The organism is Ochrobactrum sp. AN78 (assembly GCF_029909885.1).
In the GTDB taxonomy this organism is placed as follows: Bacteria; Pseudomonadota; Alphaproteobacteria; order Rhizobiales; family Rhizobiaceae; genus Brucella; species Brucella quorumnocens.
Genome location: NZ_JASAMU010000004.1, coordinates 77,927 through 98,540, shown reverse-complemented (window position 1 = coordinate 98,540; position 20,614 = coordinate 77,927). Strand labels below are relative to the sequence as shown.

The window sequence follows — 20,614 nt, the reverse complement described above, 5'->3', positions numbered from 1 at the left end:
CTGATGAGCACGAAAGCGCCGCTTTGGATCGATTCACCAGAGCGCTACGGACTTGTGAGCCGTGCTCTGCATTGGGCCATGGCCTATATTCTGCTCTGGCAGTTCGTGATGATCCTGTCGTGGAAACTGGTTGGCCCATCGCCTGTGCTTGATGTGATCAGTGGTTTCGGTCCGGGGCATGGGACTGTCGGGCTTCTGACGATTGTGTTGGTTGTTGTGCGGGCCGTCTGGACTTTTATCAATCGCAACCAACGTCCTCCGCATGCAGCAGGACCCATGGGTAAATTGGCGCGTGTCGCACACAATGCATTCTATGTACTGTTGTTTGCCATTCCAGCACTCGCGCTGTTTCGCGCTTATGGCAGCGGCAAGGGACGCGAGCAGTGGGGCATCAATATCGTGCCTGCGACTGGAGAGAAAGTGGAATGGATGATGGCACCTGCAAACGCGCTGCACAGCCTGCTTTCATGGGGTCTGTGCATTTTGATTGTCGCGCATATATCGGCCGCGTTGTTTCACCGCTTGGTGCTTAAAGACGGTATTCTTTCGCGAATGGCTGGCCCGATGCGATCCAAAATCAAAGTTTTGCCGCTAGGAAATCGATAAAGGCGCGGATGCGCGCGGCAAGGTGAGGGTGGCCGGGAAAAACCGCATGGATTTTCTCAGGCTCGGCAGGCGACCATGCCGCAAGCACCTCCACCAGCTGCCCCGATGCAAGATCATCCGAGACGGTATGTTCACCCGTTTTCATCAGTCCGCCGTCTTCGATGCAGATACGTCTCAGGATCGTGCCGTCGCTGCCGAGAAAGTTTCCAGAAACCACCTGTCGAACGATCTGGCCGGTTTGCGGGTCCGCGAACTCCCACTCGCTTGGCTGAAAATTATAGCGTAGGCAATTATGCGCTTTGAGGTCTTCTGGCCTTTGAGGCGTGCTGTGTTTTTCCAGATAGCCCGGGGAGGCCACCACGAGCCGTCGCATCAGTGTGATGGGACGGGCTTTCAAAGCCGAATCCTTCAACGCACCTGAGCGGATTGCCAGATCGGTGCGTTCCTGCCAGAGATCGATAATGCTGTCGTTGAGCGTTATGTCGAGTTCGACCTCTGGATAAAGCTTCAGAAACTCCGGTACCAGTGGCATAATCACGGTAGCACCGAAGCCGACCGTCGAACTGACCCGTAATGGGCCACGCACTGCCGCTTGTGCACCATCGGTAATCCGAGCTTCCATCTCCGTGAGTTTGTCCAGCAGGCCGCGCGCTTCCGCCAGATAGACCTCGCCTTCCGGTGTGGGTGTCAGGCTTCTTGTGGACCGCACCAGCAATCGCACCTGCAAGCGATCTTCCAGCCGTGAGACGAGACGGCTTACTGCGGACGGCGTCATGTTGAGCTGGCGGGCGGCAGCAGAAAAACTACCCGTCGCTACAGCACGCGCGAAGACTTCCATTTCACCGAAGCGATTATCCAAACGATCACCTGTGAATCTAATGAACAGCTGTATTTGATATTATCAGTCTTATCATTTGGTATCCAGAGAGCGATATCAGGGCAACAACAATTTCAGGAACCCCTCCCATGCCTGTTGCTCTTATCGCGCTTACGATCGCGGCCTATGCGATCGGGACAACCGAATTTGTGATTGTCGGTCTTCTGCCGACGGTCGCTTCGGATTTGCATATCACTCTTCCACTCGCCGGATTGATCGTCAGCGTTTATGCGCTTGGCGTTACCTTCGGCGCTCCGATCTTGACCGCTCTGACTGGTCGTCTTGAACGCAAGCCACTGTTGCTTGGCCTCATGGCACTGTTCATTGCAGGCAACATGGTTGCAGCCTCGGCACCAAGCTATGAAATCCTCATGATTGGACGCGTGCTTTCGGCGTTTGCCCATGGTGTCTTCTTCTCAGTCGGTGCAACCATTGCCGCCGATCTCGTGCCTGAAAACAAACGCGGTTCTGCCATCGCCATGATGTTCATGGGTCTGACGGTTGCAATCGTAACCGGCGTGCCGCTTGGCACCTGGATCGGCCAGAATTTCGGCTGGCGCGCAACCTTCTGGGCTGTTTCGGCAATTGGTATCGTCGCACTTGTCGGTATTGCGGCACTTCTGCCGCGCACTCTTCAAAAGGCTGAACCTGCATCGCTCATGGATCAGCTGCGTGTGCTTGGCTCAGGACGCCTGCTGATCGTCTACGGCATGACCGCGCTCGGTTATGGCGGCACATTTGTGGCATTCACCTACCTGACGCCGATCCTGCAAGATATTACCGGCTTCTCGGAAGGTTCCGTCAGTTACATTCTGATGTTCTATGGCATTGCAATTGCTATCGGCAACATCGTCGGTGGCCGCATTTCAAATGACAATCCGGTTCGTGCACTGACCGTACTGTTTGTGTTGCAGGCGATTGTGCTGGTGCTGTTCAGTTTCAGCGCGGTTTCGCCGCTCTTCACGCTGATTACACTTGCCGCTCTCGGCTTCTTGCAATTCGCGAATGTTCCCGGCCTGCAGCTCTATGTCGTGCAGCTCGCCAAGGAACACCGTCCCGGTGCTGTCGACGTCGCTTCTGCACTCAATATTGCTGCCTTCAATCTGGGCATCGCGCTTGGCGCTTGGCTGGGAGGTCTGGTGGTGGAAAGCCAGCTTGGCCTTATAGCCACCCCATGGGTTGGTGCAATTCTGGTTGGCGGTGCTTTGGTTCTTACAGTTCTAAGCGGCGCGCTTGATCGCCGTTCCGAAACCCGCATCGCTACCGCATAAAAATCAAGGGAAAAACAAACAAATGCATAACGTAACAACAAATGGTGCCACCATTCCCGCCCTCGGCCTAGGCACTTTCCGTATGCCCGGCGAGGATGTGCTTCGCATCGTCCCATACGCGCTCAAGGCTGGCTTCCGGCATGTCGATACCGCGCAGATTTATGGCAATGAAGCCGAAGTTGGTGAGGCAATTGCGACGTCCGGCATCCAGCGCGGTGACATCTTCCTGACCACAAAAGTCTGGGTTGATAATTACAAGCACGATGCTTTCATCGCGTCTGTTGATGAAAGCCTTGCCAAGCTCAAGACCGATTATGTTGATCTGCTGCTTCTGCATTGGCCTAATGCGGCTGTGTCGCTTGCCGAGCAGATCGGTGCGCTCAACGAAGTGGCAAAGGCTGGCAAGGTTCGTCACATTGGGGTATCGAACTTCAACACTGCACTGATGGCAGAAGCGAAGGCGCTTTCCGATCTGCCGCTGGTGACGAACCAGATCGAATATCACCCGTATTTGAGCCAGCGTGCCGTGATTGAAGCGGCTCACGCTGCAGGCATGTCGATCACCGGCTATTATGCGATGGCTGACGGCAAGGTGTTTAGCGATTCAGTCCTCAAGGACATAGCTGCAGCGCACGGCAAGTCGGTCGCGCAGGTGGTTCTTCGCTGGCTGGTCCAGCAGGATAATGTGATAGCGCTGTCCAAGACGGTTAGCGAAGCCCGCATTCGGGAAAATCTTGCCATTTTCGACTTTGCATTAACTGAGCCGGAAATGCAGGCGATCCACGCGCTTGCCAAGCCCGAGGGACGCATTGTCAGCCCGGATGGGCTCGCCCCTCAGTGGGACTAAAAACAGCAAGGACGGCGAAAGCCGTCCTTTTTTCTTGTTCGTGTTTAGCGTTGCACTTTCATGCCGACATAAATGCTGTTGGCATGATATTCACGATCCGAGATTTGACTGGTCTGAAACTCGTGACGCAGTCGCGCATCGATGCCGACAAAACGATTGATCCAGTAAGTCGCGCCGACCTGAGCGCCGATTGTATAGTCGGTACCTGTGCCATCCTTGTTGTCGCGGACATTAAGATCAAGCTTACCGTTGAAGCTCAGGTCTGAACGCACCTTCCGCGTGACTTCGAGGCTCGCAAAATGCAGAAGCGCACCAGAAACGCCCGGTGTCGTAGAGGTATCGACCATGGTTTGCGCATAAAGTTGCACATCAGTTCCGCGTAAAGGCGACCAGTTGATGGAAGCTGCAAGCGATGGCCCACTGACATCGCTCAGTCGGGAATCATCGCTATTGGCGCGCATGAAACCCGCAGAGAATTCACCGTTGAACTTTTCACCCCGGTCGAACATCAATCCGCCGCGCACCGCATATTGTGAGCCACTGCGTTCATAGCCGTTGCTGTCCTGGCGTTCATCGAACATGCGCTTGCCCAGCTCAACTTCGGCAAAGGGCTTGAGTGCGGGTGAAATGGCAAAGCCACCGCGCAGCGTTATGCTGGCATAGGTGTTGTCGCGATCTTTCTGACTGACGGTGCCACCCGAAGATAGTTCTGCATCGCCATACATTTCATGTTCGACACGACCCGTTGCGCGACCAAAAAGCAAACCGGTGTCGCGTTCAATACCAAGGCTACCATTGATGGTGTGAACAAGCGGGCGTTTGAGAGCATCGGTTACACCGTTAGGGCTTGATGCACTTTCGCGGCGCAGTTTGTAGCCCGCACCCGCATTGACTGTTGTCTGGTCACTGAGATCAAAGCGAAGATTGCCCTGAACATCGACGCGTGGCTCCGACACGTCCTGACCGGAGATCGACTTGCTCAAAGTGCCTGAAGCGTCCAGCGCTGCCTGATGACGCCCCCAATCGGATTCTGCATTGAGGCGCAGCGTTGTTTCCGAGAGGATGGCGCTCGAACCGGTTGAGCTGTTATCGCCATTTGTTGTCGCGCGAATGCCCTGTTCAAGTGTCGGGCGCAGCACGAATGTGCCTACTCGAACACCTAAGGGTGCAAAGGGATCAGCTTCAGGCGTTGCACGGCGACCTTGCTCTGGAATGGCGGGCAGGTTTTCGCGACGTGCGCGACCGGTGTCATTCTGTTCTTCCGTTGTAACCGCACCGACGCGCATATTGTCCGTCGAAAGGAAGGGCTGAACTTCCCCGTCCGCAACTGGTGCTGCCTGTGCTGGTTCGGTGGACTGTGGCTGGGCAGTGCTGTCGGCAGGTGGCGTGTAGGAACTATCCGCGAAATCAGCTGATGCGGGCGCGTTCGGGTCGACTGGGTCAATATCGCGATTTGCGGTCTGGTCGGGTGAAGAAACGGAGAGGTTATCTTCATCTGTGCTGCCGCGCAGCTGGGTATCCTGAGAAAAGGCCGTCGAATTGCTGATTACCAAAGCACACCCAGCCAGCAGCAGGCATCGCAACCTGCGGGCAAAAGGCGATGATCCGCCGGATGGGGAATTGGCAAAAAGCATATTGTCTTCAAACCGTTGCAACGTGGTAAGTGAACGGTAAACGGACATGGTTAATTCTTTATTGATAATTGCCTTTTGAGTGTTGGTAATGTGCGGCAACAAATGCTTGGACAAGCAGCAATGAAGGCGCTAACCGTTTGCGTCATGACAAAGCTCGATACGACACAAGAAGCCGCGCCTGCGGAGGATTTGATTGCCTCGGCTCTGCGCACGATCCGGACCGAAAATGCGGGCCTTGTGGCGCTCGAAGAAGCGCTGAACAATGGCCTCTCTGCCCCGTTCGCGGAAGCAGTCAGGACGATTGTTGCCTCAAAGGGCCGTCTGGTTGTGACTGGTGTTGGCAAAAGCGGCCATATCGGCACCAAGCTTGCTGCCACGTTTGCCTCCACCGGGACATCGGCCTTCTTTGTGCATTCGGCAGAAGCCAATCACGGTGATCTTGGGATGGTTGGCCGTGATGATGTGATCCTCGCCCTTTCATGGTCGGGCGAAACGGCTGAACTCAAAGGTATCGTCAATTATTCGCAACGCTTCCGCATTCCGCTGATTGCCATTACGGCGGGCGAAGAATCCGCGCTTGGAAGGGCTGCAAATGTCGCTTTGATTTTGCCAAAGGCACAGGAAGCCTGCCCGCATGGTCTGGCGCCGACGACATCGACAATGATGCAGCTTGCCATTGGTGATGCACTGGCCATAGCACTTCTTGAAGCACGCGGTTTCAGCCCGACAGATTTCAAGACTTTCCATCCGGGCGGTTCGCTTGGCGCGAGCCTTACCCATGTTCGCGAGATCATGCATAAGGGCGAACGTCTGCCGCTGGTCACAGTAGGCACATTGATGCCAGATGCCATGAAAGTTCAGGCTCAAAAGAGCTTTGGCTGCGTGATCGTCGTCAACGACGACGGTACGTTGGCTGGAATTGTCACCGATGGTGATATTTCGCGCAATCTGAGCCGCAATCTTTCGGAACTTTCTGTCGATGATATCATGACACGCAAGCCCCGGACGGTAGATCAGAATCTGCTTGCCAGCGCTGCCTTAAGCATACTCAACGAGCACCATATTGGTGCACTGATTGTGGTTGAAGACAATCGACCGATTGGCCTCGTGCACTTCCATGATCTGCTGCGCATTGGGGTGGCTTAAAGCATTTCCGGCAAAAGTGGGAACCGGTTTTGCGTTCGGAAATGCGTAAAAACAAATAGTTATAGCGGTTCGAACGATTCAATATTAGAGCGCACCCCAAAAAGTGTGAAACGGTTTTCGGACAAAGATGCGCGTTAAAACAGATAATTAGAGCGCCGATCTGATCCAATCAGATCGGCGCTCTAACTGGAACCGCTTAAAGGTTAGGGGAATAGGGCAGTTTGTTTTGCTGTGGATGCGATCACATCCCGTAGCATTTAAACAACAGGCTGGATTCTTAGCCTTACTGCCTTAAATTGTCACTTCAACTTCCAGAGTAATCGGATCAAAGGACACGACGCGCACTTCTGTGCCTGCGGGGAGGTCAGGGCCTCTGACGCGCCATGTCGTGTCGTTGATATGGATACGCCCGCGTCCATTGACGATAGGCTCATTCAAAGTCGCACGCTGACCGACAAGCTGGTCGCCACGACGGTTGAGCAGCGGCTCTTCCTGCTGATCATTGAAGCCGAAAAAGCGTCGGCCTGCCAGCACGAACGCAATGGCCAGAATGAGAAACAGCACAGTCTGCACTTGCCAGCCAAAGCCGATAATTGAGCCGAGCAGGAAGGCGAGCCCACCTGTGACAAGTGCGGCAAGGCCGAACCAGATGAAGAAAAAGCCTGGCGCCATAATTTCCAGAATGAGCAGGACAAGTCCTAAAACGAACCAGCCCCAAAGCCCAAGCTGTGACAGGAAATGAATAATCATGACGCCCTGCCTGACTAACTGCGATTGGTGGTTGGTACGCTGCGCGAGCGCGGAGCAGATGCAGCAGGCGTTGGATCAACCGGATTGTTGCTGGGGCCAAAGACCTCCTTGGCGATTGCTCCGATACCGCCCAGAGAGCCAATAAGTGCACTCGCCTCAAGCGGCATCAGAATGACTTTCTGGTTCTTGGCGCTCGCGATATTGCTAAGTGCCTCTGTGTATTTCTGTGCCACAAAGTAATTGAGCGCCTGAACATTGCCATTTGCAACCGCTTCGGAAACCATTGTGGTCGCCTTGGCTTCAGCTTCAGCCAGACGTTCACGAGCTTCAGCTTCGCGCTTTGCTGCCTCAAGCTTGCCTTCTGCTTCCAAAATCTGCGACTGCTTCTGACCTTCAGCGCGCAAAATCTGCGCATTGCGGTCACCTTCTGCTTCAAGAACCTGTGCACGCTTGTCACGTTCGGCCTTCATCTGGCGGCCCATCGAACTGATAATATCGGCAGGTGGATTGATGTCTTTGATTTCGACGCGGGTCATTTTCAGACCCCAAGGGTGTGCGGCTTCATCGACAACACGCAGCAGGCGATCATTGATTGCATCACGGTTAGAAAGCAGTTCGTCCAAATCCATCGAACCCATAACACTACGAATATTGGTCATGGTGAGGTTGAGAATTGCATATTGCAGATCCGATACCTGATAGGCGGCCTGAGCCGCGTTCAGCACCTGATAAAAGGCCACGCCATCAACACCGACAATGGCATTGTCGCGTGTGATGACTTCCTGTGTCTGCACATCAAGCACCTGCTCCATCATATTGAGCCTTGCGCCGATCCGGTCGAAAAACGGAACGATCAGGTTAAGGCCCGGCATAAGCGTGCGCGTGTAGCGGCCAAAGCGTTCCACCGTGTAGTTGTAACCCTGCGGCACCGTCTTGATCCCTGCAAACAGCGTTGCCAGTACAAGTGCGGCCAAAATCAATAGCGTGATATCAAAACCAGTCATTATGTAGTCCCCTTAGTAAAGGCATAAGTAAACATACTGACTTATTCACCTATTGCCCTATTGCCTTGCAGCGGTTCCAGTTAATATTGAATGGTTGGAACCGCTGTAACTATTTGTTTTTACGCATTCCCGAACGCAAAACCGGTTCCCACTTCTGCTGGAAATGCTTTAAATCAAACCCAGCCCTGCAATTCGCGTCGTACGAGCGTTTCGATAACTTTCATGCCCTCAACGCTGTCGTTGAGGCATGGAATGTGGCTGAAATTTTCGCCGCCTGCCTCATGGAACGCTTCGGCAGCTTCGTGGCCGATTTCATCGACGGTTTCCAGACAGTCTACCACAAAGCCAGGATTGAGAACGGCAACTGATTTGACGCCTTGCTTGGCCAATTCTTCCAGCGTCTCATCGGTATAGGGCTGGAGCCATTCTTCCGGCCCGAAACGGGACTGGAAGGTCGAGCGGAACTGCTTGTCATCCATACCGAGGCGTGCGCGCAAAAGCCGTGATGTTTCAAGGCATTGTGCGCGGTATGGATCGCCCTTGTCAGAATAGCTTTTCGGAATGCCGTGATAAGATGCGAGGATCACTTCCGGTTTGAAATCGAGCGTTGCCAGATGCTTCTCAATCGACTGTGCGAGCGCCTCGATATAGACGGGCTCCACTTCATAGGAAGGGATGGTGCGCACGGCTGGCATGAAACGCTTTTTCATCAGCACTTCAAAGAATTTGTCATTCACAGTGGCGGTTGTTGTCGCCGAATATTGCGGATAGAGCGGGAACATCACGATGCGTTCGCAGCCCTGCTTCAACAGACGATCGGTTACTTCTTCAATCGAAGGTTGGCCGTAGCGCATGGCCCATTCAACAATGACATTTGGATGGTCTTTGAGTGCAACAGCGAGTTTTTCGCCTTGCGCACGCGTATAGGTACGCAAAGGCGATTCATTCTTCTCGCGGTTCCATATACGATCATAGAGCGCGCCGGAGCGCTTCGGGCGAGTATTGAGAACGATGCCATATAGAATCGGATACCAGAAAAGGCGCGGCCATTCGATGACGCGACGGTCGGAAAGGAACTCGGCCAAATAACGCCGCATCGGGACGTAGCTTGTGCCATCGGGCGTGCCAAGATTGACAAGCAGAACACCCACTTTAGGTTGCTTCGTACCGCTGGTGCTCAGATTGGCGGTCACTTTATCCGTCTCACTCATATTCCGACTCCTGCTTTGCCGGAAAACTAGACAAAAATAGGCAAATTACAATCCTAACAATAGGCACGGCAGTCGAATTGTCGGGTAATCGATAAAACAACCCATAAAAAAAACGACACACGCTAAAAGCGCATGCCGTTATTGTTGTCACTCCGGTGCGTCTTACAGCGGTTCCAGTTAATACTGAATCGTTGGAACCGCTGTAACGATTTGTTTTTACGCATTTCCGAACGCAAAACCGGTTCCCACTTTTGCTGGAAATGCTTTAAGCGCGACGGCTCAGCGAGAAACGCGAGCCCGCCGACGAAGTGCAGTTGAGCTGGTTTTGTGAAACGAGCGCACAATTCACCCGCGAAGAGGTGCCGCGCACGATCGAACGCATATCGATCTCAACCAGCTGAGGCGACTGATAGCGATAGTTACCCTCTGCCAGCTTTTCGTTGGTGTCGGTTGAGCGGGTTTCGAAAATGCCGCCGTTGAAAGAGGAAACGATACCGTTTGGATCAGCCCATTTGCCATCGATACCGGCCGGTGCACGATCAACGACAGGGACATTACCACCACCGCCAGGGCCGGTCGCAACACATCCTGCAAGCGCGAGCGATACGATTGCCGTAGAGCCAATGATGCGGAAGCGTTTCATGTCCATCTTCTCCGTTAGAATGTTTACCGTGTGATGTATGGAAATTTACACGAATACAAGCCCCTTTGCAGAGGATAGCAGGAATGTTGCGAAACTGCCGCATTCGAGATTGCCCGACATAGAGGGTGTCGTTTTTACCTGACACGCTTTATTCTTGGTTTTTCAACATGTCTCCCAAAACCGATCTCCAGTTTTGAGAGATATGTTTTACGCCGGGCAATCCAATTTACAGCGGCTCCAGTTAAGACTGAATCGTTGGGACCGCTGTAACTATTTTTTGCGCATTATCCAACGCAAAACCGCTTCGCACTTTTTACTGGAAATGCTTTAATCAGCGTACCAGAATGTTTCGGAACTGCCAGGGGTCCTTGGTGTCGATATCTTCTTCAAATAGTTTGCCCCGGCCTTCAAGCGGCGTCCAGTCGGTATAGTAGCCCTTGACAGGACCAAGATACGGCAGCTGGACTTCGAGGCAGCGACGGTAATCGATTTCGTCGGTTTCAACGATACCACTCTCAGGATTTTCCAGTGCCCAGACCATGCCGGCTAGAACCGAGGATGATACCTGCAGCCCTGTTGCATTCTGGTAGGGGGCAAGTTTGCGCGCTTCTTCGACGCTCAGCTGCGAGCCAAACCAATAGGCGTTCTTGTCGTGACCATAGAGCAGCACACCAAGCTCATCCGAGCCGTCGAGAATTTCGGATTCATCCAACACATGCTGTGCTGGTTGTGCTTTGCCGTTAGCGCCGAACATTTCATCCAGCGACAGGATAGCGTCGTTGCAGGGATGATAAGCATAGTTACAGGTTGGGCGGTATTCGAGCTTGCCCTTCTTGTTGCGAACAGTGAAAAAATCCGCAATTGAAATTGCTTCATTGTGCGTAACGAGCAAACCAAATTGCGCACCATGGGTTGGGCACCATGTGCGAATGCGAGTGCTGCCGCCCGGTTGCTCAAGGAAGATAGCTGCCTTGTTGCCCTTCTTCTGCTTGCGGGCATTCTTCGGCTTCCAGTTTTCATGGCTGCCCCAGCCAAGTTCGGCAGGCTGCAAACCTTCCGCTATGAAGCCTTCGACGGACCAGGTGTTCCAAAATGTATCGAACGGCTTTGGTTCTTTGGCGCGCTGAGTATCGCGTTCGGCAATGTGAATGCCCTTCACACCGGCCTTTTTCATTAGCTTCGCCCAGCCCTGACGATCATCAGTCGCCGGTTCTTCAAAGTCGAGCTTGAGTTCGGTTGCGAGATCGATCAGCGCTTTCTTCACAAACCAGGACACCATGCCGGGATTTGCGCCACAGCAGGAAACGGCTGTCGGACCGCCCGGATGTTTACGCTTTTCGGCGCGGACGGTTTCGCGCAATGCATAGTTCGTGCGCGAGGCATTGTCGGCCTCTGCGTCGAAATAAAAGCCCAGCCAAGGTTCGACGACCGTATCAATGTAAAGCGCACCCTGTTCGCGGCTAAAGCGCAGCAAATCAAGCGAGCCGGTATCAATCGACAGATTGACGATGAATGGCTGACCACCTCCGTCCTTCAAAAGCGGGCCGAGGACGTCCTTGTAATTTTCAGGTGTGATCGCTTCGTTGATGAAGCGGATCTTCTTTTCGTCGAGAATTTTACGGTTTTTCTCGGATGGGTCGATAACGACCATACGGGATTTGTCGAATTTGAAGTGGCGTTCAATCAGCGGCAGGGTACCGCGCCCGATCGAGCCAAAGCCGATCATGATAAGAGGGCCGGTAATTTCGCCATAGACTGGCCATTTCGCTTTCGCCATTTTCTTTCTCTCTCCTGCTGCAAGGGTGCAGCGCTTGGCATTGTCACGAGTTGGACAATGCTAATTTGCCACGATAGCACAGGTTCATAGAAAGAAAGAAACGTCACAAGCCTATGACATGAATACGTGTTTAACGAATTTACATCGTGACCAGTTGCGCGCGGATCATTCCTCGCAAGGAGTTGCCAATAAGAATGTTGCGGGCATTGGCAAGTTGACCGACCTTGATTGTACCTTCCTGAACAACTCCATTGTTCAGAAGTTCGCGTCGCAGGACACCATCAAGAAGTCCGCAGGAAAGTGCAGGGGTGACGCATGTGGTGCCCCCGATATCGAGAAAAATGGAGGTGATTGTGCCTTCGCAAACTTCATCACGATCATTGAGGAGGATCACTTCATCGACTTCCGCTGTCGAATATTCTTCCCGGGCCGCGATATAGGCCTGACGTCGTGTCGTCTTGTGGCGAAGTAACGGATCATCATGGTTGAGACGTGTGCGTGCAACCGCAATGCGCCAGACACTCTGAGGCTGCAGCGGCACGTAAGGGAGAGATGCAATCGTAACCATCCCATCAGGCGCCAGTGTAAGCCGCAGTTTGAGTGGGTTTTCACCTGCACCGATTTCTGCGATTTTTTGATGCACGGTCTCCATTTTGTAATGGAAACCGAGCTCACGCGCTGAGTTCTCAAGTCGCGCCATATGCAGATCGCAACGCAGGATGCCGGATAACGGCTCCCAGCGCATTGTTTCGATCAGTTGATAATCGGGTTGCGCTTTGCTGGCACTTGCCCCGTCGCGAACCGCGCTTTCAGAAGACATTCCTCATACTCCGCTTGCGCTGTGGAATCGAAGACCACGCCGCCCCCGACATTGAAAATTGCATGATTTTGGCTGTGAAGCGAGAGCGTTCGGATGGCGACATTGAATCGCATCCGTCCGCTCGGTTCAATCCAGCCCAGTGAACCGCAGTAAATATCGCGCGGACTGGTTTCCAGTTTACGCAGAATTTCCATGGCGCTGATTTTGGGCGCGCCAGTGATGGAACCGCATGGAAAAAGCGCTTTAAAGAGCGAGCGTAGTGAAACATTGGACTTCAACTTTGCCCGCACACGGCTGATCATCTGATGAACGGTTGGATAGGTTTCCACCCTGAACAGTTCCGGCACATCAAGCGATCCTACTTCGCTCACCAGTGAAATGTCATTGCGCAAGAGATCGACAATCATGCGGTTTTCCGCCTGATTTTTTGGATCATGCATCAGAAACTGGCGGTTGGCCTCATCTTGTTCAGAGGTTGCACCGCGTGGCATGGTGCCCTTCATGGGGTGGGTTTCTATCCAACCGTCATCATCGATTTCAAAGAACAGTTCCGGCGAGCGCGATAAAACAATCGGACCGCCCAGATCGCAATAGGTCGCATAACGGACAGGCTGCCGCTTTGCGAGCGCGTTGAACAGCACGAGCGGGTCGCCATCCCATTCAGCATAAACGGGGAAAGTCAGATTGCCCTGATAGCAATCGCCTTCTCGTAAATGCTGGTGGAGCCGATCAAACTTTGGCGCATAGTCTTCAAATGACCATTGGGCGACCGGCTCGCGGAGATAAGTGATGTTGTCGCCTCCGCGATGATGCAAGCCTGTATCTGCCGGACCATCAAAGACACCAAAGCACAGGAGTGGCGCTTTCCGGCCATCGGGCAGCAGCGGCTTTAGTTTTGGTTCAAGCAGATATCCGGCCTCATAGGAGAGATAGCCTGCAAGCCATTTTCCGTCTTCATGGGCGTGTTGCATGGCTTCCCATGCTGCGTCGAACTCTTCGGGTTCATCGGCGCGGATGATTGCAGAAGGGGTCGTGAAGAAAACTTCACGACCCGCTTTGTCATCTCGAAAGAGAATAAACGGCTTGTCTGAAACCGACAGTGTCACGTCAGTGCTCAGTCTTCCATGGCTTCGAGTTCATCGATGATGCCTTCGATCACCGAGAGGCCCTTACTCCAGAAATCCGGATCGGTTGCATCCAGACCGAATGGTGCCAGCAGTTCCTTGTGATGCTTGGTGCCACCGGCTTTGAGCAGATCGAAATATTTCTGCTGGAAGCCCTTTTCCGAATTCTGATAGACGGCATAGAGCGAGTTTACCAGACAATCGCCGAATGCATAAGCATAGACGTAGAACGGCGAATGGATGAAGTGCGGGATATAGGTCCAGAAGGTTTCATAGCCCGGATTGATGCGGACGGCATCGCCGAGACTTTCGCGCTGCACATCCATCCAGATTTCACCGATACGCTCTGACGTCAGTTCGCCTTCGCGACGCTCGGTGTGAACGCGGCGCTCGAACTGATAAAAGGCGATCTGGCGCACAACCGTATTGATCATGTCCTCGGCCTTTTGTGCCAGCATAGCCTTGCGCTCGCGCTTGTCCTTGGTGCGCTCAAGCAATGAGCGGAAGGTCAGCATTTCGCCGAACACCGATGCGGTTTCCGCGAGCGTCAGCGGCGTGGACGCCATAAGCGCGCCCTGTCCACCAGCCAGCACCTGATGCACGCCATGGCCAAGCTCATGAGCGAGCGTCATGACGTCACGCGGCTTGCCCATATAATTGAGAAGCACATATGGATGAGCAGAAGGGACAGTTGGATGTGCAAACGCACCTGGCGCTTTGCCGAGGCGAACCGGCGCATCGATCCAGTTTTTGTCGAAGAAATCTCGAGCAATATCGGCCATTTCAGGCGCAAAGTTGCCGTAGGCGGAAAGCACGGTTTCGCGTGCCTCGTCCCATGAGATTAACGCCTGCGGCGTTTCAGGCAGGGGCGCATTGCGATCCCAGTTTTCGAGCTTTTCAAGGCCGAGCCACTTGGCTTTCAAGGCATAATAGCGATGCGAAAGGCGCGGATAGGCGTCTTCGACCGCCTTGGCCAAGGCATCCACCACCTCGCGCTCAACGCGGTTGGCAAGATGGCGGCTGTCGGCAATATCTTCAAAACCACGCCAGCGGTCGGAAATTTCCTTGTCCTTGGCAAGTGTGTTGGTGATCAGCGTGAAGGTGCGCAGGTTTTCGCCAAAGGTCTTGGCCAGGGCCTCCGACGCCTTTTTTCGGACTGCACCATCCGCGTCCTGAAGCAGATTAAGCGTCTGCTCAATCGCCAGTTCTTCGCCATCAATATCAAAACGCAGGCTCGACATAGTTTCATCGAACAGACGGTTCCAGGCGCTGTAACCGGTGATCGACTTTTCATGGAACAGCTGCTCGAGCTTGTCTTCCAGCTCATACGGCTTATCAAGACGCAGATCTTCCAGCCATGGACGGTAATGACCGATCGCCGGATTGGCGGCTATAGCCTTTTCCAATACCGCATCGTCAATACGATTGATTTCGAGACTGAAGAAAATGAGCGGTGTGTTGGCGTCTGTCAGCTTCTGTTGCACATCGCCGAAAAGCTTCATGCGCTTTGGATCGGTCGTGTCGCCGTAATAATAAAGGCCCGCGAAGGATGCGATGCGGCCCATCAGTTCGCTTAGCGCTTCGTATCCCTTGATTGCATCGGCGAAGTCACCGCCATCGGATTTCGCAGCCTCAATTCCGAGTTTGCCTTTCCAGCGGGTTTCAAAGCTTGCAGCATCCTTGGCAGCTTTTTCGAGATCGGCTTTCAGCTCGGCGCTATCGGCAGAAGGATAAAGGTCGGCCAGATTCCATTCCGGCAATTTGCCGAGATCCGGCTTTTTGGCGGCACCGGTGTCACCGGCTGGCAGATGAAGAGCAGCGTCAAACATGGCTGGCTTTGAAAAACGGTTCATCGCATTGGTCATTGGCATTCTCCTGTTGCCCCCTTCTCGCATGTCTTTTTCGTGACGCCAAGAGGGCGCGCATGAGCTCAAAGGCCTGACTATTCTGAGGATGATGCGTGAATGTCTGGGCAACGGGCTTGCTTTCATGAGGAACGATGCCCCAAATGACGCGCCTGAAATATGACACATACTAGGCTCAGGACCTGATAATTTGATGGAAATGGCACCAGAAATGACAAAAGCTGCAAGGAGAAACGCGAAGAACGGGGTGGTTGCCTCGGCTGAGCGGTTCGACACAGCAGATAGCCAGTCATCTCGGTGTCCGGACGATGTTGTCCATCCGTCCGGCTACTTCGTCGAAAAGGCTAGAAAATGAACCACATTTCCGTCGCCTTTTCTCCTTGTATGCAAACGGATGGCCTCACACCATTTTCGTCAAATTAACAGGTCCTGAGCCTCAATATTGGGATGTTCCGGCACATACACCACTGGTAGTGAAGCACCCATGAGTACGCGTATTCTTATAGCGGATGATGATCCGATCCAGCGCCGGAGCCTCGAAGCGGCAGTCTTACGTATGGGGCATCGAACCATCCTTGCAGATGGTGGCATAAGTGCGCTCAACTTTATCGGCAATCGCAAGGATATAGCTCTCGTTCTTCTCGATCTGACAATGCCGGATATGGATGGCTGTGCTGTGCTCGCGAAAATGCGGGAAGCAGGTATCAATATTCCTGTTATTGCTCTTGTGCAGAACGATGACATGGAAAAGGCCATGCAGGCGATCAGGCTCGGCGCGGTTGATTTCATGACCAAGCCTGTCGTCTTGGAACGTATGCAGGTTTCCGTCGCCAATGCTTTCAAGCTTGATTCGCTGACGCAGGAACTCAAGCGGACCCGCTCTTCCCAAAAATCCCATATCCTGCTTTCGGAGATGGTGACAAAGAGCCCGGAAATGGAAAAGGTGGCAGCCCTTGCACGCCGCGTGACGCCACTCGATACGCCATTACTTATCGAAGGAGAGGTCGGAACGGGCAAGGAAACGCTGGCTCGTGCCATCAGCAGCGGCGGTACACGCTGGCAGGGCCAGTTTGTGGCTATCGATTGCCGCTCTCTTGCGAAGGGCAATGCCGATCAAGTTTTGTTTGGACAGCTTGCCAGTCAAAGTTCTTTGAAATCAGACAACGCACCGATCCAGATCGCAGGAAAGGTTGTGGAAGCGCAGGGCGGAACATTGTTCTTTGATGAGGTGAGTGCTTTGCCTTATCGGACCCAGCTTCGCCTTTTTGAGCTTATGCAGGCATCGCAATATGCGATCGCTGCAGAGGGCGATGTACCGCTTTCCGATACCCGCATCGTTGCGTCGAATAGCCATACCTTGGCCGAGCTTGTGCATATGGGTCGGTTTCATCCCGGTCTGTATCATCTGATTTCGTCGTTTTCGATTGAAATGCCGCCGCTGAGAAATCGTCTCGAAGACATTCCAATTCTGGCGCACCAATTTCTGATGCATTTTGCGAGCGAAGAGCGGCTTGGACATATCACGGGCATTACGCCCTATGCCTTGGAGAGCCTCAAGAGCTACGATTGGCCTGGCAATGTGCGGGAGCTGAAGAACGCGATCTATCACGCAGTCCTTTTGTGCGATGAACATGCGCTGACGGTCCGCGACTTCCGTCATATGGGCGAAGGAAGAGCTGCCGCGTCTGGCAGGAGTACGGCATTAAATCCGATGTCCGGTGACAGCCTCCCGATTCAGATCAAAGAAAATTCTGGTGTTGGATCGATCAGCGGCATCACGCTTGAAGGGGAAGTTCGCACGCTTGCGGCTACCGAAGAGGAAATGATCCGCTTCGCAATCGCGCATTACGACGGCCAAATCAGCGAGGTCGCGCGCCGTTTGGGCATCGGAAGAACCACACTTTATCGAAAATTGAAGGAATATGGCATCGATGTGGCATCTATAGCCGGCAAGGGTCGCTTCGATGCAGATGACGATAATGATGCCGATCAGGACCGTGTTGTAAACGGGTAAAATACCCTTAACTTATTGAAATTTAGTAACTTATCAAACATTGCCTGTCGGTGTTGCCAGAATGTAAGCATCGACGAAGATTGTTAATAGTTTTTTTACCATGACGAAAATAGATGCGCCTGTGTGGCTTTTTTGCCATGGTGTTTCCTCATTTGTTGTTCACTAAGCGTCCATTAACCATTAAATCCGACAATCAGGGCTCACGCATATTCGTTTCTACGATCTCTGATACGGCCCTTAGGGCGGACAACACGGTAAGGCGATATAATTCAATGAGCAGGATATCGACCATTAAAGCGCGCTTGACGAAAGTCTGGACTGGACTGTCTGCTTCCGTATGTCGAGCTCGTTCTTCTGTTTCCGTATCTTTGGTTGCAGCCGCTGTCGTGACAGCACTCGCGCCGGCGCAAGCCTCGGCAGAAACGCGCACGCTCAAGCTTTATTATGTCCACACCGGCGAGAAGGCCGAAATCACCTTCAAGAAGAACGGCCGTTTCCTGCCTGATGGTCTGAAGAAGCTGAACGTGTTCCTGCGTGACTGGCGTCGTAATGAGCCGACCAAGATGGACCCGCGCCTGTTCGATTTGGTCTGGCAGGTTTATCGTTCTTCCGGTTCCAGCCAGTATATCACTGTCGTTTCCGCCTATCGTTCGCCTGCAACCAACAACATGTTGCGCTCGAAGACCAGTGGTGTTGCCAAGAAGAGCCAGCATACGCTGGGTCGCGCTATGGACTTCTTCATTCCGGGTGTTCCGCTTGCCAAACTGCGCGGCATTGGTATGCGCTACCAGATCGGTGGCGTCGGCTATTACCCGCGTTCCGGTTCGCCGTTCGTACACATGGACGTGGGCAATGTCCGTTCCTGGCCTCGCATGAGCCGCCGCGAATTGCTGGCGCTGTTCCCGGATGGCAAGACTGCTCACCTTCCAGCCGATGGCAAGCCATTGCCGGGCTATGAGCAGGCACTTGCGATGATTGAAAGACAAAAAGCCGGTGGCGGCAGCGTCATGATGGCCAGCAACTCGGCACCACGTAAGAGCAAGACGCTGTTTGGCGCGCTGTTCGGTGGTGGTGGTGCTGACGAAGAAGAAGATAACGGCAATGATTCCGCGCCAGCTCCGGCGACGGTTCGTCCTGCCCGCGCTGCTCCTGCTCGACAGGCTCCAGCGGTCGTGCCGCCTGCTGCTGTTCAGCAGCCTGAAGCCATGGTTGCGTCCTTGCCGACCCGTGAGGCGCCGGTGCCGATGCAGGCTCCGCGTCCTGAAGCCGTGGTCGAAGTGCCACAACAGGCTGAGGAGGTGCCCGTCGCTGCCCTCAATGTTCCGATTCCGGCTCGTAAACCGGCCAATGCTGCTCAGGACGCGATCGCACTTGCGGCCGCCCAGCCTGCTGACGCGACAATGCAAGAAGTCGCCGACGCTACTCCCAACCCACTCATGACCGGTTTTGTTCCAATTCCGTCCATGCGTCCACAGCAGGAAACAGCGACGCAAATTGCTGCCGCCGCAGTCCCTAGTGCCCGGCCTGAACGTGACCAGCTGAACCCGCAGGATGCAATTGCGCAGATTGTGAATAACGCTCCTGATAACGCAACAACTGTTGCCGATGCTGGAAATGCAATTCAGCAGGGTGCAGCCGCAGCTTATCCTGTGCCAAAGGAGGCCCCGCGCGCCAATACGCAACTGGCCATGGTCTCCAAAAAGGATGAAATCGGTGAGCTGATTGCGCCGCCGGATGACGATTTCGATACGCAGCCTCTCGCCTCTGCAAAACGTGAACCTGCAAAGATTGAGCCTGTTAAGACGGCTTCGGTTGCGAGAACTGTACCGGCTCCAGCGCGTCAGCGTGTTGCGGCCAGTGGTCATGGAACCAAAAACAGTGCTCGTTCTTCGGGTAAAGGTGATCGCCATGTAGCCAAGGCAAGTGCGCGTCCAAGCCCGGTCGTGCAGCCTGCAGCAATGCCAACTTCTGCTGTGGCTATGTCGACGGAATCTGTTTCGCAAACCGCACCAGCAACCAATCCGGTTCTGCGCAACGATGCAATGCGCTCGGCACCTGCAATGGTTTACACGACTGGCTTCCAGCGCGGCGACCTGCCAAGCGAACGCGCAAATAAGTTCACCGGCAATGCCGTTACATTCCTAACGGTAGCGAAGTTCACCGAAACGAACTGATCGTTCGAGAGACAAAGAAAAGGGGCCTTACAGCGGTTCCAGTTAATATTGAATCGTTGGAACCGCTGTAACTATTTGTTTTTACGCATTTCCGAACGCAAAACCGGTTCCCACTTTTTCTGGAAATGCTTTAAAGGCCCTTTTGTGTTTCTTCTATTTTTGACGATCAGCCTTTCAAGCCAGCGGCTTCGCTTGCAAGCTTCGTGATGCCGTCCCAATCGCCCGCTTCTACCAATTCCTTTGGTGCAACCCATGAACCGCCGACGCAGATCACATTTGGCAGCGAGAGATAGGTTTTGGCATTGGCAAGGCTGATGCCGCCTGTCGGGCAGAAGAAGGTGCCAGCCAATGGAGATGACATCGCTTTCAGGAAAGATGCGCCGCCTGCCTGTTCTGCCGGGAAGAATTTGAGATGCGTGTAACCTTCTTCGCGCAGCGCCAGCATTTCACTTGGTGTGATTGCCGCTGGCAACAGTGGCACGTCGCTGTCGTTGGCTGCAGCAAGAATATATTTCGTTGCGCCGGGGCTGACGATAAAGCGTGAACCTGCCTTGGCTGCATCTTCATAATGCTTTGCATTGAGAATGGTGCCAGCACCGACAATAGCCTCCGGCACTTCTGATGCAACGGCGCGGATGGCGTCGAGTGCTGCAGCCGTGCGCAGGGTGATCTCGATTGCAGGTAACCCACCTTTAGCAAGTGCGCGCGCCAGTGGAACGGCGTGCTCGACCTTATCGATCAGCAACACCGGAATAACTGGCTGGCCTTGCAATACGGGGACGAGAAGATCGGTTTTCTGCGGCATGGGCTTGCTCTTCTGCTTGGAGATTGAATGGCTAAAATCGATTTAA

Annotated in this window: 17 protein-coding genes; 6 read left to right on the top strand and 11 right to left on the bottom strand. The window is 53.7% G+C overall.

All coding sequences use genetic code 11. The features are described 5' to 3' along the window. Positions 1 to 3 precede the first annotated feature (3 nt). Complete coding sequence (locus QBD00_RS09810; RefSeq protein ID WP_318579330.1) at positions 4 to 606, top strand: cytochrome b; 603 nt, start codon at positions 4 to 6, stop codon at positions 604 to 606. Here QBD00_RS09810 and QBD00_RS09805 read toward each other — a convergent pair. Continuing rightward, positions 578 to 1,465, bottom strand: coding sequence for a LysR family transcriptional regulator (locus QBD00_RS09805; protein ID WP_318579329.1), 888 nt, complete (start codon positions 1,463 to 1,465; stop codon positions 578 to 580). The two genes, QBD00_RS09810 and QBD00_RS09805, sit on opposite strands and share 29 nt — an antisense overlap. A gap of 107 nt (positions 1,466 to 1,572) precedes the next feature. Here QBD00_RS09805 and QBD00_RS09800 point away from each other — a divergent pair, with 107 nt between their 5' ends. Then, positions 1,573 to 2,754, top strand: a complete 1,182-nt coding sequence (locus tag QBD00_RS09800; RefSeq protein WP_151093041.1) for an MFS transporter — start codon at positions 1,573 to 1,575, stop codon at positions 2,752 to 2,754. Between the two features lie 22 nt (positions 2,755 to 2,776). Beyond that, entirely contained in the window at positions 2,777 to 3,601 is an 825-nt protein-coding gene (locus tag QBD00_RS09795; protein ID WP_318579328.1) for an aldo/keto reductase, read from the top strand. Positions 3,602 to 3,645: 44 nt separating this feature from the next. Here QBD00_RS09795 and QBD00_RS09790 read toward each other — a convergent pair whose 3' ends face one another. Further along, on the bottom strand, positions 3,646 to 5,283 hold the full coding sequence (locus tag QBD00_RS09790) for an outer membrane beta-barrel protein (RefSeq protein WP_412535007.1): 1,638 nt from the start codon (positions 5,281 to 5,283) through the stop codon (positions 3,646 to 3,648). A 96-nt stretch (positions 5,284 to 5,379) separates the two neighbouring features. On the opposite strand from QBD00_RS09790, the gene QBD00_RS09785 reads away from it, so the two are divergent. Continuing rightward, positions 5,380 to 6,381, top strand: a complete 1,002-nt coding sequence (locus QBD00_RS09785) for a KpsF/GutQ family sugar-phosphate isomerase (protein ID WP_151093204.1) — start codon at positions 5,380 to 5,382, stop codon at positions 6,379 to 6,381. Between the two features lie 291 nt (positions 6,382 to 6,672). Here the strand turns inward: QBD00_RS09785 and QBD00_RS09780 are convergent, their stop codons facing one another. The 8 genes from QBD00_RS09780 to QBD00_RS09745 all read right to left on the bottom strand — a co-directional run bounded on the left by QBD00_RS09780 (position 6,673) and on the right by QBD00_RS09745 (position 15,563). Next, positions 6,673 to 7,131 carry an NfeD family protein gene (locus QBD00_RS09780; protein WP_318579327.1) on the bottom strand — a complete coding sequence of 153 codons (459 nt, stop codon included), beginning with the start codon at positions 7,129 to 7,131 and terminating at the stop codon, positions 6,673 to 6,675. Between the two features lie 14 nt (positions 7,132 to 7,145). Next, positions 7,146 to 8,135: an SPFH domain-containing protein gene (locus QBD00_RS09775; protein WP_151093035.1), complete on the bottom strand. Its 990-nt coding sequence runs from the start codon at positions 8,133 to 8,135 to the stop codon at positions 7,146 to 7,148. 173 nt (positions 8,136 to 8,308) lie between these two features. Further along, positions 8,309 to 9,346: a ferrochelatase gene (gene hemH, locus QBD00_RS09770; protein WP_191792946.1), complete on the bottom strand. Its 1,038-nt coding sequence runs from the start codon at positions 9,344 to 9,346 to the stop codon at positions 8,309 to 8,311. A gap of 265 nt (positions 9,347 to 9,611) precedes the next feature. Continuing rightward, on the bottom strand, positions 9,612 to 9,989 hold the full coding sequence (omp10, locus tag QBD00_RS09765; protein ID WP_151093029.1) for an outer membrane lipoprotein Omp10: 378 nt from the start codon (positions 9,987 to 9,989) through the stop codon (positions 9,612 to 9,614). Positions 9,990 to 10,320: 331 nt separating this feature from the next. Further along, complete coding sequence (locus QBD00_RS09760) at positions 10,321 to 11,766, bottom strand: homospermidine synthase (RefSeq protein WP_151093027.1); 1,446 nt, start codon at positions 11,764 to 11,766, stop codon at positions 10,321 to 10,323. Between the two features lie 139 nt (positions 11,767 to 11,905). Beyond that, a complete protein-coding gene (locus tag QBD00_RS09755; RefSeq protein ID WP_318579326.1) occupies positions 11,906 to 12,586 on the bottom strand; it encodes an aminotransferase class IV family protein in 681 nt (226 codons plus the stop codon). Then, positions 12,520 to 13,686 carry an aminodeoxychorismate synthase component I gene (locus tag QBD00_RS09750; protein ID WP_318579493.1) on the bottom strand — a complete coding sequence of 389 codons (1,167 nt, stop codon included), beginning with the start codon at positions 13,684 to 13,686 and terminating at the stop codon, positions 12,520 to 12,522. Before QBD00_RS09750 ends, QBD00_RS09755 begins: the two co-directional genes overlap by 67 nt. A 14-nt stretch (positions 13,687 to 13,700) precedes the next feature. Further along, complete coding sequence (locus QBD00_RS09745) at positions 13,701 to 15,563, bottom strand: M3 family oligoendopeptidase (protein ID WP_318579492.1); 1,863 nt, start codon at positions 15,561 to 15,563, stop codon at positions 13,701 to 13,703. Between the two features lie 496 nt (positions 15,564 to 16,059). Between QBD00_RS09745 and QBD00_RS09740 the strand changes: the two genes are divergently transcribed. Together QBD00_RS09740 and QBD00_RS09735 are read left to right on the top strand one after the other, a co-directional pair. Continuing rightward, positions 16,060 to 17,589, top strand: a complete 1,530-nt coding sequence (locus tag QBD00_RS09740) for a sigma-54 dependent transcriptional regulator (RefSeq protein WP_318579325.1) — start codon at positions 16,060 to 16,062, stop codon at positions 17,587 to 17,589. A 272-nt stretch (positions 17,590 to 17,861) separates the two neighbouring features. Next, entirely contained in the window at positions 17,862 to 19,763 is a 1,902-nt protein-coding gene (locus QBD00_RS09735) for a DUF882 domain-containing protein (protein WP_318579324.1), read from the top strand. Between the two features lie 166 nt (positions 19,764 to 19,929). On the opposite strand, the gene QBD00_RS09730 is transcribed toward QBD00_RS09735, so the two are convergent. Continuing rightward, positions 19,930 to 20,568, bottom strand: a complete 639-nt coding sequence (locus QBD00_RS09730) for a 2-dehydro-3-deoxy-phosphogluconate aldolase (RefSeq protein WP_264232006.1) — start codon at positions 20,566 to 20,568, stop codon at positions 19,930 to 19,932. Positions 20,569 to 20,614: the final 46 nt, after the last annotated feature.

Coding starts and splice junctions, on each gene's coding strand:
- QBD00_RS09810 (WP_318579330.1), top strand. CDS start 4: ATGAGCACGAAAGCGCCGCTTTGGATCGATTCACCAGAGCGCTACGGA.
- QBD00_RS09800 (WP_151093041.1), top strand. CDS start 1,573: ATGCCTGTTGCTCTTATCGCGCTTACGATCGCGGCCTATGCGATCGGG.
- QBD00_RS09795 (WP_318579328.1), top strand. CDS start 2,777: ATGCATAACGTAACAACAAATGGTGCCACCATTCCCGCCCTCGGCCTA.
- QBD00_RS09790 (WP_412535007.1), bottom strand. CDS start 5,283: ATGTCCGTTTACCGTTCACTTACCACGTTGCAACGGTTTGAAGACAAT.
- QBD00_RS09785 (WP_151093204.1), top strand. CDS start 5,380: ATGACAAAGCTCGATACGACACAAGAAGCCGCGCCTGCGGAGGATTTG.
- QBD00_RS09780 (WP_318579327.1), bottom strand. CDS start 7,131: ATGATTATTCATTTCCTGTCACAGCTTGGGCTTTGGGGCTGGTTCGTT.
- QBD00_RS09775 (WP_151093035.1), bottom strand. CDS start 8,135: ATGACTGGTTTTGATATCACGCTATTGATTTTGGCCGCACTTGTACTG.
- hemH (WP_191792946.1), bottom strand. CDS start 9,346: ATGAGTGAGACGGATAAAGTGACCGCCAATCTGAGCACCAGCGGTACG.
- omp10 (WP_151093029.1), bottom strand. CDS start 9,989: ATGAAACGCTTCCGCATCATTGGCTCTACGGCAATCGTATCGCTCGCG.
- QBD00_RS09760 (WP_151093027.1), bottom strand. CDS start 11,766: ATGGCGAAAGCGAAATGGCCAGTCTATGGCGAAATTACCGGCCCTCTT.
- QBD00_RS09755 (WP_318579326.1), bottom strand. CDS start 12,586: ATGTCTTCTGAAAGCGCGGTTCGCGACGGGGCAAGTGCCAGCAAAGCG.
- QBD00_RS09745 (WP_318579492.1), bottom strand. CDS start 15,563: ATGAACCGTTTTTCAAAGCCAGCCATGTTTGACGCTGCTCTTCATCTG.
- QBD00_RS09740 (WP_318579325.1), top strand. CDS start 16,060: ATGAGTACGCGTATTCTTATAGCGGATGATGATCCGATCCAGCGCCGG.
- QBD00_RS09735 (WP_318579324.1), top strand. CDS start 17,862: ATGAGCAGGATATCGACCATTAAAGCGCGCTTGACGAAAGTCTGGACT.
- QBD00_RS09730 (WP_264232006.1), bottom strand. CDS start 20,568: ATGCCGCAGAAAACCGATCTTCTCGTCCCCGTATTGCAAGGCCAGCCA.